The sequence below is a fragment of the Flaviflagellibacter deserti genome (genome assembly GCF_042652085.1).
GTDB lineage: Bacteria > Pseudomonadota > Alphaproteobacteria > Rhizobiales > Methylopilaceae > Flaviflagellibacter > Flaviflagellibacter deserti.
In genome coordinates this window covers 1,115,016-1,127,014 of sequence record NZ_JBHSJF010000006.1, presented here as the reverse complement: position 1 = coordinate 1,127,014, position 11,999 = coordinate 1,115,016, and the positions used below count along the sequence as shown (strand labels likewise).

Sequence of the window (11,999 nt, the reverse complement as noted above, 5' to 3'; positions counted from 1 at the left end):
AAATCCAGAAATCGCTATTGCTCCGTATTGTCAGCTAAATTATCTGGTGATGCACGGTGGTGCTTGCCTTACGATTCGTAAAATTTACATTCGATTTGAACTTTATTCATATGCAATTAAGGTAGTATTTTAGGTGATTATTCGGATGGTCGAGGCAGCCTAAGCGTTAGAACAACTGCTCCAGTGAGCAGAACAGCTGACGGGGACTGACAGTGACTTATTCTGAAATCCGCTCGCTCGAAGCTGCTGCTCTGAATGGCACGGCCAATGCAGGTGAAATCTTCGTTCAGCTCGGCTTGGCCTATGCCACCGGCCGCGCCGTGCCCGCCGACCGTGTTGCCGCGCACAAATGGTTCAATCTTGCCGCCGTGAAGGGCAATCGCGATGCGGTCCGGCTTCGTCGTGAACTTGCCGACGAAATGACCGAGGCCGCTATCGCGGAAGCACAGCGCGCCGCCCGCCAGTGGATCAGCGTCCACTGACAAAAGCCCCGCCGAAGGGCGGGGCTCGTTGGGTTATTGCTGAGGCGTTGGCGCAGGCTGGTTGCCTGTCGGATTCGCCGGGGCGCCACCCGGTGCTGCGGGCTGGGTCAGCGCCGGAGCATTGGGGTTGGCGTCGGTTAGAGTCATCTGGCCGTCGTTCTTGGTCGCGTCCCAAATGAAGTAGACGCCGATCAGCAGGACGAAGGCGATAAGCGCCAAGATTCCCTGACTTTTATTGCTCATCACGGTCCTCCTTTAGACCTTTGGGTAACGTGGAAGGGCGCGACCTGGTTGCATGTTTCGGCTTCTTCGCCGCCGTAGAGTGGTGGACGCGACCGCAGAGCACTTGTCTTTTACAGCCTCATAGGATTTCGTCCGGCCTTCGCCGCCCCGCGCCATCGGCGCACGACGGAGCCCGTATGCGTCTTTCCCGATATTTCCTGCCCATCCTCCGCGAGACTCCCAAGGAAGCGGAGATCGTCTCGCATCGCCTGATGCTGCGCGCCGGAATGCTGCGCCAGGAATCGGCCGGCATCTACGCCTGGCTGCCGCTCGGAAAGCGCGTTCTCGACAAGGTTTGCGCCATCGTGCGCGAAGAGCAGAACCGGGCAGGGGCGATCGAACTGCTGATGCCGACGATCCAGGGTGCTGATCTCTGGCGCGAATCGGGCCGCTACGACGACTATGGCAAGGAGATGCTGCGGATTCGGGATCGCCACGAACGCGACATGCTGTTCGGACCGACGAACGAGGAGATGGTGACGGAGATATTCCGCGCCTATGTCCGGTCGTATCGCGACCTGCCGCTCAATCTCTACCACATCCAGTGGAAGTTCCGGGACGAGGTCCGGCCGCGCTTCGGCGTGATGCGCTCGCGCGAATTCCTGATGAAGGACGCCTATTCCTTCGATCTCGACGCCGACAGCGCGCGGCATGCCTATAACCGCATGTTCGTGGCCTATCTCCGCACGTTCGAACGGATGGGATTGCGGGCGATCCCGATGGTGGCCGATACCGGCCCGATCGGCGGCAAGCTCAGCCACGAGTTCATTATTCTCGCTTCGACCGGCGAGAGCGAAGTGTTTTGCCACCAGGATTTCTTGACGAAGCCTATCCCGGACGAGGACGTCGATTTCGAGGACCGCGCCGGCCTGCAATCACTAGTCGACGACTGGACCAGTTCCTACGCGGCAACGTCGGAAATGCACGACGAGGCGGCGTTCGGCGCGATCCCGGCCGAGCAGCAGCTTTCGGCGCGCGGCATCGAGGTAGGCCACATCTTCTATTTCGGCACGAAATACTCGGCACCGATGCGCGCCAATGTCACCGGTCCGGACGGACAAGACGCTCCAGTGCACATGGGTTCCTATGGAATCGGCCCAAGCCGCCTTGTGGCGGCGATCATCGAGGCTGGTCACGACGACAACGGAATCGTGTGGCCGGATGCCGTCGCGCCGTTCTCGGTCGGCCTCGCCAATCTGAAGGCCGGTGACTCAGCGGTCGATACGGCCTGCGAGGACCTGTACGCCAAGCTCAACGCTGCTGGTAAAGACGTGCTCTACGACGACACCGACGAGCGGCCGGGCTCGAAGTTCGCGACGATGGATCTGATCGGCCTGCCGTGGCAACTCGTAGTCGGCCCGAAAGGCCTCGCTTCCGGCACGGTCGAGCTGAAGCGCCGCGCGACCGGTGAGCGCGAGACTCTGTCTGCCGAGTCCGCCCTGGCGCGGCTGACGCAATGATCGCAAAAAGCCCGACTTCCGACGGGAATGCGTCGAGGGGGCGGGGAACCGCCCCGTTCTCGCCGTTCGAATGGATGATCGCGGGGCGCTATTTGAGGGCGCGCCGGCGCGAGGGGTTCATCTCGGTCTCGGCCACGTTCTCATTTCTCGGCGTGATGCTGGGCGTTGCCGTGCTCATCATCGTCATGGCAGTGATGAACGGCTTCCGGCAGGAGCTTCTCGGCAAGATTCTCGGCGTCAACGGTCACGTCATCGTCCAGCCGATCGGATCGGACCTGACCGATTTCGATGTGGTCGCCCAGCGGATTTCCAAAGTGCCGGGCGTCCGACTCGCCGCGCCTCTCGTCGAGGGGCAGGCGCTCGCCTCATCGGCCTCGAATGCCGGTGGCGTGCTGGTTCGCGGCATGCGCGAGGCCGACATCAAGGTCTCGGGTCTCGTCGGCAAGAACATCCAGGAAGGCACGCTCGAAGGTTTCGACACCAATCTCGGCGTCGTCATCGGCCGTCGCCTGGCCGAGCAATTGGGCCTTCGCGTCGGCGATATCCTGACGCTGGTATCGCCACGCGGCGCGGTGACCCCGATGGGCACTACGCCGCGCATCAAAGGCTATCCTGTCCGGGCGATCTACGAAGTCGGCATGTCGGAATACGACGCCGTTTATGTCTTCCTGCCGCTTGCCGAGGCCCAAGCCTATTTCAACCGGCGCGGCGACGTCAGCGCGATCGAGGTCTTCGTCGACGACCCTGACAAGACCGAGCAGATGCGCCAGCCGATCCAGAACGCGGCCCAGCGGGAAGTGCTGCTGGTCGACTGGCGGCAGCGCAACGTGACCTTCTTCTCGGCTCTCGAGGTCGAGCGTAACGTGATGTTCCTGATCCTGACCCTGATCGTCCTGGTCGCCGATCTCAACATCATCTCCAGCCTGATCATGCTGGTGAAGGAGAAGGGCCAGGCAATCGCCATTCTCCGGACGATGGGCGCGACGCGCGGAACGGTGATGCGCATCTTCGTCATCACCGGCGCCTCGATCGGCTTCATCGGCACGATCGTCGGAGTGATCCTCGGCCTGCTGATCTGCCATTACATCGAGCCGATCCGCCAGTTCATCTCCTGGATCACCTCGACCGAGCTGTTCTCGCCGGAACTCTATTTCCTCAGCAAACTGCCGGCGGACGTGGATATAGGCGAGACGATCTCCGTGGTCCTGATGGCGCTGGCGCTTTCGCTTATCGCCACCCTTTATCCGGCATGGCGGGCCTCGAGGCTCGATCCGGTCGAAGCGCTTCGGTACGAGTGACCATGGAAACGCTCCGCCTCGAAGCCATCCACCGCCGCTACAAGCAGGGTCAGGCGACGATCGAGATCCTGCGCGGCACAGATTTCTCCCTGTATCCCGGCGAGGCTGTCGCGCTCGTCGCGCCGTCGGGTGCCGGAAAATCGACCTTGCTGCATGTCGCCGGCCTGCTCGAACGGCCGGACGGCGGCGAAGTGATCATCGGCGGGCGGCCCACCTCGTCACTGTCCGATGCCGAGCGGACCCGTATCCGCCGGCACGAAGTCGGCTTCGTCTATCAGTTCCATCATTTGATGGGCGAGTTCTCGGCGATGGAGAACGTCATGCTGCCGCAGCTCGTGGCGGGGCTCGACAAGAAAGAGGCGCGGAAGCGCGCCGAGGAATTGCTGCAATGGCTAGGCCTTGGCCATCGCGGCACCCATCGCCCGGCGGAGCTCTCGGGCGGCGAGCAGCAACGTGTTGCGATCGCCCGTGCCGTCGCCAACGCGCCGCGAGTCCTTTTCGCCGACGAACCGACCGGCAATCTCGACGTGGTGACAGCTGAAGCCGTGTTTGAGAGTCTGTTCAAGCTGATCAAGGCGACCGGTCTCTCCGCGCTCGTCGCCACGCACAATCTCGAACTCGCTGCCCGGATGGACCGGCGCATCACCCTCAGGGACGGTCTGGCCGTCGAGGTCTAGCTGCCCTGATCCGGCACATACAGGCAGATGGTGACGTCCCACTTCACCGTGGAGGCAGGGTCGAAGGCCTTGGTGCAGCGGTGAAATTGCCCGTCCGGCGATCGCCGGACGGACGTGTAGGGGATCACTTCCTTGGTCGCGAGTATTCGCCAGCCATTGTCGCCAGCTTTGACGTCGTCCTTGGAGATGGGCTTGCAGTCTCGGTCCGAACAGCAGTCGTAATCGTACCAGCTGTGGGCGGCCGCCTGCGACGCACCGAACGCTAACGCACCTACGAGCAAGGATTGCCTGATCATCGGACGGCACTCCCACGGCGAAGCTTTTTTATGCTGCGCTCTTCGTCCGAGTCGCCCTAGCTGAAATTCACGTTCGTACCCGGTTATTTAGTGTACGACGCGCTCGGGCCAGAGATGGCGCTTGGAGGTGTGAACGCCCAAAGCGGTGGAGCGTTCCAGCCCCCTGGGAGTCTTTCAATTCGCGGTTGCGATCGACTTGAGCCGCCGCACCCGCATGTCTGGTACACATGCGCGGCGGCAAAGAAGAGGAGCCTAATCGTCCATGACGTCGGACGCCTTGATGACCGCTACCGCTGCGGCGCCGGTCTTCAGCCCGAGCTCGTCGATGGCCTCGTTGGTGATGGACGAGATGATCTGGCCGTTCCCGATATCGATGCGGACATGGGACGTCGTCGCCTTCGGTGACCTCGATCACCTTGCGCGTGATCTGGTTCGCGCGCTGATATTTATTGTGTCCTCCTCCGAAATCCTCGTTCGCTATAGCCCATCGGGCATACCAGCGAGAAAGGCGCTTGACTCTTCTTGGCAGAAAGAACAAAACAAGAACACAGTGGAAAACAGGAGGCGGTCATGGCTTTGGGCACCCTCAATCGCATTCTTTCCGATGTTGCGGAATTCGGCGCGGTCGCGGCTTTCGTCGCGATGGTCCTGATCTGGGCGGACGCGCTGCCCATCTTGTGAGTTTTGAAGGAGCGAGTGGCGATGGCGGATGTCGGTTTTGTCCATCTGCATGTCCATTCGGCCTTCTCACTCCTTGAAGGCGCGCTGACCGTCAAGAAGCTCGCGGAGCTGACCAAGGCCGACAAGATGCCGGCCGTCGCGCTGACCGATACGTCGAACCTGTTCGGAGCGCTGGAGTTCTCCGAAAAGTTTGCCGGTGAGGGCATTCAGCCGATTGTCGGCGCGACGATCGCGGTTGATTTCGGCGACCGTGAAGCCGCCCCCGGGGCACGGCTTGGGGCGGAGGAAAAGCCGAGACTCGTTCTCCTCGCGCAGTCGGAAGAGGGATACGTCAACCTGCTCGGTCTGACGAGCGCGGGTTTCCTGGAGACCGATCCATCGGAGCCCTTCGTCAGTGTCGCGACATTGGCGAAGCGCGCGGCCGGGCTGATCGCGCTGACCGGTGGCCCGGAAGGACCGCTGAACCGGGCGATCGTCGAAGGACGCGAGGATCTTGCAGCATCCCGGATTGCGACGCTTTCCGGAATTTTCGGTGACCGACTCTATATCGAGCTGCAGCGACACGGCACCGATGCGGAAGCGCTTGCCGAGCCGAAGCTCGTCGATCTGGCATACGCACACGGCATACCGCTGGTCGCGACCAATGCCTGCTATTTCGCGACGGCCGCTGACCATGAAGCTCATGACGCCCTGCTTGCCATCGCAGAGAGCCGGATGGTCGCCGATCAGGACCGCAGGCAGGCCACCCCTGAGCATCGGTTCAAGAGCCGGGCGGAAATGGTCGCGCTGTTCGCCGATCTCCCGGAGGCGACGGAGAACACCGTCGAGATCGCCCGGCGTTGCCGCTACCGGCCGCGCGCGACCAAGCCCATGCTGCCGCGCTTTACCGCCGACGGCGACGAGGCCGAGGAGCTGAAGAGGCAGGCACGCGAAGGTCTTGCCGAGCGTCTTGCGGTTCACGGCTGTGCGCCGAACCTGACGGAGCAGGACTACGCCAAGAGGCTCGAATTCGAGCTCAACGTGATCGAGGGAATGAAATTCCCCGGCTACTTCCTGATCGTCTCGGACTTCATCAAATGGGCCAAGGCGCACGATATCCCGGTCGGGCCGGGTCGTGGTTCGGGCGCGGGCTCGCTCGTTGCCTGGGCGCTGACGATCACCGATCTCGATCCCATCCGCTTCGGCCTTCTGTTCGAACGCTTCCTCAATCCCGAACGCGTCTCGATGCCGGATTTCGACATCGACTTCTGCCAGGAGCGGCGCGAGGAGGTCATCCGCTACGTCCAGGAGAAATACGGCCACGACCGGGTCGCGCAGATCATCACCTTTGGCACGCTGCAGGCGCGCGGCGTGATGCGCGACGTCGGCCGCGTGCTGGAAATGCCCTATGGGCAGGTCGACAAGCTGTGCAAGCTGGTGCCGCAGAACCCGGCCAATCCGGTGACGCTCGCGCAGGCGATCAAGGACGAGCCTCGTTTCGAGGTGGCACGCGAGGAGGATCCGCGCGTCGGCCGCATGCTCGACATCGCGCTGAAGCTCGAAGGCCTTTATCGCCATGCCTCGACGCATGCAGCGGGCATCGTGATCGGCATCAAGCCGCTGGCGGAGTTCACGCCGCTCTACCGAGACCCGCGTTCGGACATGCCGGTCACCCAGTTCAACATGAAGTGGGTCGAGCAGGCGGGCCTCGTGAAGTTCGACTTCCTCGGCCTCAAGACGCTGACGACCCTCACGAAGACCGTTCAGCACCTGAAGGCTCGTGACATCGACCTCGACCTGTCACGCATCCCGCTCGACAACAAAGATGCATACGAGATGATGGGACGCGGCGAGACGGTCGGCGTGTTCCAGGTGGAAAGCGCAGGCATGCGGCGCGCGCTGATCGACATGCGGCCGGACCGGTTCGAGGACATCGTCGCGCTCGTCGCGCTCTATCGTCCGGGCCCTATGGCGAACATTCCGACCTATTGCGCCAGAAAGCATGGCCGCGAGAAGCCGGAATATCCGCACCCCAAGATCGAGGCGGTGCTGGCCGAGACCTTCGGCGTCATCATCTACCAGGAACAGGTGATGCAGATCGCGCAGATCCTGGCCGGCTACTCGCTGGGCCAGGCGGACCTTCTGCGTCGCGCGATGGGTAAGAAGATCCGAGCCGAGATGGAGCAGCAGCGCGGCCTGTTCGTCGCCGGCTCGACCGAGCGCGAGGTCAAGAAGTCGGACGCCGACGCGATCTTCGATCTGCTCGCCAAATTCGCCGACTACGGATTCAACAAGAGTCACGCGGCGGCCTATGCGCTCGTCGCCTACCAGACGGCCTATCTCAAGGCGAACTACCCGGTCGAGTTCATGGCGGCGTCGATGACCATGGATATGGGCTCGACCGACAAGCTGGCCGAATTCCGGACCGAGGCGCAGCGGCTCGGCATTAAGGTCGAGCCGCCATCGGTCAACACGTCAGAGGTCGAGTTCGGCGTGCATCAGGGCGCGATCCGCTATGCGCTTGCTGCCGTGAAGGGCGTCGGTTCGCAGGCCGCGGCCGCGATTGTCGCTGCGCGCGGCGACACACCATTCGGGGATCTCGGTGATTTCGCCCGGAGGCTCGATCCGAAGGCGGTCAACAAACGGACGCTCGAAAGCCTGGTGCAGGCGGGGGCCTTCGACTGCCTCGAGAGGAACCGCGCGGCCGTGCTCGCGGCGCTCGAGGAGATCGTCGCGATCGCGGGTCGGACGCAGGGCGAGAAGCAATCGGGTCAGGGCGGTCTTTTCGGTGGCGTCGAGCCGGAAGCGATCCGTATCCCCAAAGTCGATGCCTGGCTCCCGGGCGACAGGCTGACCCGGGAATACGAGGCAATCGGGTTCTTCCTGACAGGCCACCCGCTCGACGCCTATTCAGGCCTGCTCTCGCGAATGAAACTCCAGCGCTGGTCGGACTTCGTCGCCTCTGTGCGCCAGGGTGCGACCGCCGGTCGACTCGCGGCGACGGTACTGTCGCGGCAGGAGAAGCGTACGAAGTCTGGCAACCGGATGGGCATCATCAAGCTGTCGGACCCGACCGGCCATTACGAGGCGATCATGTTCTCGGAGGCGCTGGCGCAGTATCGCGACATGCTGGAGCCGAACCAGTCGATCGTCGTCACGCTTCAGGCCTCAATGGAAGGCGAGGAGGTGAGGGCGCGGATCACTGGCGTCCAGCCGTTGGAGGATGCCGCCTCCAATCTCTCGCGCTCCCTTCAGGTCTTCCTGCGCGATTCCAAACCTGCGGATCTCGTCGCCAGCCGCCTGCAGAAAGGCGGCGAGAGTGAAGTCAGCTTCGTGATGCTGGTCGATGGCGGCACCGAGGTTGAGATCAAGTTGCCGGGTAAATATCGGGTCTCGCCGCCGGTTGCGGCAGCGATCAAGGCTGTGCCGGGCGTGATGGACGTCGTCGGCTGATCTCCCGCTATTCCTCGGTGATCTCGACGCGATCCGGGTAGAAGGCGAGGTGGCTTTCAATCGGCGCGACGGCCTCGTACGGCTTTTCGTATGTCCAGACGGCATTGGCGGCGCCCGCTCCCAGCAGAGGGACGCTGAAATAGGATGCATCGCCCTTATACGGGCAATAGGTCGCGTGAGCGGTGCGTTCGAGGAGAGTCATGTTTACATCCTTGCGAGGAATGTAGTGGACAGGGGGATAACTCGCTTCCCGAAGGACGAGCGTGGCACGGCTGTCGGCTATGATTCTGCCGTCGGACTTCACGATGACTCGGCCCTTGTACGGCTCGATGGTTATCGGGTGATCTGCGCTCGGGATTCGGATTTCCTTGACGGCCATCGTGGCCTCCGCGATTTGTTGGTCGCCATCAGATCGTGACGGTCTTCGGGCTTCGCCAGCACCGGAGGTTGAAAACGTCGTTTACGGCAGGAACAAATGCGGTCTTTCCGCCTTGCCCTTCCGGTTCGCTTCCCCTATAAGCGCGCCCATTCCACACGCGGACTTTCGCATTCGATTGCGATCCGGTGCCTTGTCCTTCGGGAAGAGGTCACGTCCGCGGCGGCTATCAACCGGAGAATTGCAAATGGCACTTCCTGACGTAAACCTGCGTTCGCTCCTCGAAGCGGGCGTTCATTTCGGCCACCAGGCCCACCGCTGGAACCCGAAAATGGCTCCGTTCATTTTCGGCACCCGCAACAACATTCACATTCTCGATCTCGCGCAGACGGTTCCGCTTCTGAACCAGGCACTGCAGCAGATATCGGACACCGTCGCCAAGGGCGGTCGCGTGCTGCTCGTCGGCACGAAGCGCCAGGCCCAGGATCCGGTGGCCGATGCCGCGCGTCGCTCGGCGCAGTACTACGTCAATTCGCGTTGGCTCGGCGGCATGCTGACCAACTGGAAGACGATCTCCCACTCGATCCAGCGCCTCCGCAAACTTGAGGAAGTGCTCTCGGGCGAAGGCCAGGGCTTCACCAAAAAGGAGCGCCTGACGCTGTCGCGGGAGAAGGAGAAGCTGGACCGCGCGCTCGGCGGCATCCGCGATATGGGCGGCCTGCCGGACCTGATCTTCATCATCGACACCAACAAGGAAGCGATCGCGATCCAGGAGGCCAAGCGCCTCAACATCCCGGTTGCCGCTCTCGTCGATTCGAACTGCGATCCGGACGGCATCACCTATCCGATCCCGGGCAATGACGACGCTGGCCGCGCGCTTGTCCTGATCTGCGATCTCGTCGCCCGTGCCGCGATCGACGGCATCGGTCGTGCTCAGGGCCGCTCGGGCATGGATCTCGGCGCCGCCGAGGAGCCTGTGATCATGGAGACGCTTCCGGCCGCGACGTCGGACCTCGAAGTTCCGGCCGAGTCCTACGAGAAGCTTGCCGCTCCCCGTGGCGCTCCGGACGACCTGACCAAGCTTTCCGGCGTTGGTCCGCAGCTCGAGAAGAAGCTGAACGATTACGGCATCTTCCACTACTGGCAGCTCGCTGCCATGACCCCGGCCGATGCCGAGGCCGCCGAAGCCGACCTGAAGGCCGGCGGACGCCTCGAAGGCTGGGTGTCGCAGTCGCGTGAACTCGCGACGGCATAATCATTGAAACGGCGCGATTCTCGCGGATCGCGCCGTCCTTCCGCTTAAAGATCGTACGAGGAAGAAGATGGCGAACATCACCGCTGCCATGGTGAAGGAGCTGCGCGACAAGACCGCGGCTGGCATGATGGATTGTAAGGCCGCGTTGGCCGAGACCGACGGTGATATGGAAGCCGCGATCGACTGGCTGCGCAAGAAGGGCCTCGCCAAGGCCGCGAAGAAGGCCGGTCGCATCGCTGCCGAGGGTCTCGTCGCCGTCGAATCCTCGGGCAAGACCGCGACCGCTCTCGAAGTGAACTCCGAGACGGACTTCGTTGCACGCAATCCGGATTTCCAGGGCTTCGTCCGCGAGGCGGCCAAGGTCGCGCTCAACGGTGACGGCACCGTCGAGGCCCTCGAGGCTGCTCACTTCCCGGGTGGCAAGGTCTCGATCAAGGACACCCTCAACGAGCTGATCGCCACGATCGGCGAGAACATGAATATCCGCCGCACGACCAAGCTGACGGTGGCCGACGGCGTTATTGCGAGCTACGTCCACGGCGCCGTGACCGAAGGTCTCGGCCGGATCGGTGTGCTGATCGCGCTGGAATCGAAGGGCGATGTCGAGAAACTTTCGGCTCTTGGCCGCAATATCGCGATGCACGTCGCGGCGATGAGCCCGACCGCTGTCGATCCTTCTGGTATCGATGCTGGCACGCTCGAGCGCGAGAAGGCGATCCTTCTTGAAAAGCACCAGGGCAAGCCTGCTAACGTGCAGGAGAAGATCGTCGAATCGGGTCTCAAGAGCTACTACAAGGAAGTGGTTCTTCTTGAGCAGGCCTATGTTCACGACGGCTCCAAATCCGTCGGCCAGGTCCTGAAGGAAGCCGAGTCCAGCGTCGGCGCCCCGGTGAAGCTCACCGGAATGGTGCGTTATGCGCTGGGCGAAGGCATCGAGAAGGAAGAAACCGACTTCGCCGCCGAGGTCGCTGCGGCAAGCGGAGTACGCTGAAACGCCGTAGAGGAGGGGATCAGATGGCGAAACCGCTTTACCGGCGAGTACTCGTCAAGATCTCAGGCGAAGCGCTGATGGGTAGCGCCGGGTTCGGTCTGGACCCGGCGACAGTCGACCGTATTTCCAAGGAAATCATCGATCTCCGCGCCCAGGGCGTCGAGGTTGCGCTCGTCGTCGGCGGCGGCAATATCTTCCGCGGCGTCCAGGTCGCGGCGAGCGGCATCGACCGCGCGACCGGCGACTACATGGGCATGCTCGCCACCGTGATGAACGCGATGGCGCTCGGTGCCTCGATCGAACGCCATGGCGAGACGGCGCGAGTCATGTCGGCGCTTGAGATGCCGGCGATCTGCGAGACCTTCTCGCGGCCGAAGGCACTTCGCCATTTCGACCAAGGTCATGTGATGATCTTCGCCGCGGGCACCGGCAATCCGTTCTTCACGACAGACACGGCCGCCGCCCTGCGGGCCGCCGAAATGCGCTGCGAAGTCCTGCTCAAGGCGACGAATGTCGATGGCGTCTACACGGCGGACCCGAAAAAGGACCCGAGCGCCAGGCGCTACGACAGATTGAGCTTCGACGAGGCGCTGGCGCGAGACCTCAAGGTCATGGACGCGGCCGCCTTCGCGCTTGCCCGCGAGAATGGTATTCCGATAATCGTCTTCTCGATCCACGAGCCGAATTCGATCGTGGCTGCCGTTATGGGCACGGGACGGGGCACGCTCGTCGGCGCCTGAGTTTTAGAGCGCGGAAATGCGCCGAGCTT

General features: G+C 62.7%; 11 protein-coding genes and 1 pseudogene. 8 read left to right on the top strand and 4 right to left on the bottom strand.

Annotated features, from left to right (window positions below; translation table 11 throughout):
- Positions 1-212: 212 nt before the first annotated feature.
- Positions 213-482, top strand: a complete 270-nt coding sequence (locus tag ACFPFW_RS12425; RefSeq protein ID WP_379770932.1) for a sel1 repeat family protein — start codon at positions 213-215, stop codon at positions 480-482.
- Between the two features lie 33 nt (positions 483-515).
- Here the strand turns inward: ACFPFW_RS12425 and ACFPFW_RS12420 are convergent, their stop codons facing one another.
- Positions 516-725, bottom strand: coding sequence for a hypothetical protein (locus ACFPFW_RS12420; protein WP_114956005.1), 210 nt, complete (start codon positions 723-725; stop codon positions 516-518).
- A gap of 176 nt (positions 726-901) precedes the next feature.
- Here ACFPFW_RS12420 and proS point away from each other — a divergent pair, with 176 nt between their 5' ends.
- The 3 genes from proS to ACFPFW_RS12405 are packed head-to-tail and all read left to right on the top strand — an operon-like array spanning position 902 to position 4,199.
- Positions 902-2,224 (top strand): proline--tRNA ligase, encoded by a 1,323-nt coding sequence (gene proS / locus ACFPFW_RS12415; RefSeq protein WP_114956006.1) that lies wholly within the window; start codon positions 902-904, stop codon positions 2,222-2,224.
- Positions 2,221-3,522 (top strand): lipoprotein-releasing ABC transporter permease subunit, encoded by a 1,302-nt coding sequence (locus ACFPFW_RS12410; RefSeq protein ID WP_379770927.1) that lies wholly within the window; start codon positions 2,221-2,223, stop codon positions 3,520-3,522. Before proS ends, ACFPFW_RS12410 begins: the two co-directional genes overlap by 4 nt.
- Before the next feature lie 2 nt (positions 3,523-3,524).
- Positions 3,525-4,199, top strand: a complete 675-nt coding sequence (locus ACFPFW_RS12405) for an ABC transporter ATP-binding protein (RefSeq protein WP_379770924.1) — start codon at positions 3,525-3,527, stop codon at positions 4,197-4,199.
- Here ACFPFW_RS12405 and ACFPFW_RS12400 read toward each other — a convergent pair.
- Together ACFPFW_RS12400 and ACFPFW_RS12395 are read right to left on the bottom strand one after the other, a co-directional pair.
- Positions 4,196-4,495 carry a hypothetical protein gene (locus ACFPFW_RS12400; RefSeq protein ID WP_114956008.1) on the bottom strand — a complete coding sequence of 100 codons (300 nt, stop codon included), beginning with the start codon at positions 4,493-4,495 and terminating at the stop codon, positions 4,196-4,198. The genes ACFPFW_RS12405 and ACFPFW_RS12400 overlap by 4 nt on opposite strands.
- A 252-nt stretch (positions 4,496-4,747) precedes the next feature.
- A pseudogene (locus ACFPFW_RS12395) lies at positions 4,748-4,922 on the bottom strand (TOBE domain-containing protein).
- A 275-nt stretch (positions 4,923-5,197) separates the two neighbouring features.
- On the opposite strand from ACFPFW_RS12395, the gene dnaE reads away from it, so the two are divergent.
- A complete protein-coding gene (gene dnaE, locus ACFPFW_RS12390; RefSeq protein WP_114956009.1) occupies positions 5,198-8,608 on the top strand; it encodes a DNA polymerase III subunit alpha in 3,411 nt (1,136 codons plus the stop codon).
- A gap of 7 nt (positions 8,609-8,615) precedes the next feature.
- Here the strand turns inward: dnaE and ACFPFW_RS12385 are convergent, their stop codons facing one another.
- On the bottom strand, positions 8,616-8,987 hold the full coding sequence (locus tag ACFPFW_RS12385) for a DUF427 domain-containing protein (RefSeq protein ID WP_114956010.1): 372 nt from the start codon (positions 8,985-8,987) through the stop codon (positions 8,616-8,618).
- A 244-nt stretch (positions 8,988-9,231) separates the two neighbouring features.
- On the opposite strand from ACFPFW_RS12385, the gene ACFPFW_RS12380 reads away from it, so the two are divergent.
- The 3 genes from ACFPFW_RS12380 (at position 9,232) to pyrH (ending at position 11,970) form a co-directional block, all read left to right on the top strand.
- Positions 9,232-10,239 carry a 30S ribosomal protein S2 gene (locus tag ACFPFW_RS12380; RefSeq protein ID WP_114956011.1) on the top strand — a complete coding sequence of 336 codons (1,008 nt, stop codon included), beginning with the start codon at positions 9,232-9,234 and terminating at the stop codon, positions 10,237-10,239.
- A 67-nt stretch (positions 10,240-10,306) separates the two neighbouring features.
- Positions 10,307-11,230 (top strand): translation elongation factor Ts, encoded by a 924-nt coding sequence (gene tsf / locus ACFPFW_RS12375; RefSeq protein WP_114956012.1) that lies wholly within the window; start codon positions 10,307-10,309, stop codon positions 11,228-11,230.
- Between the two features lie 23 nt (positions 11,231-11,253).
- Positions 11,254-11,970, top strand: coding sequence for a UMP kinase (gene pyrH / locus ACFPFW_RS12370; RefSeq protein WP_114956013.1), 717 nt, complete (start codon positions 11,254-11,256; stop codon positions 11,968-11,970).
- Positions 11,971-11,999: the final 29 nt, after the last annotated feature.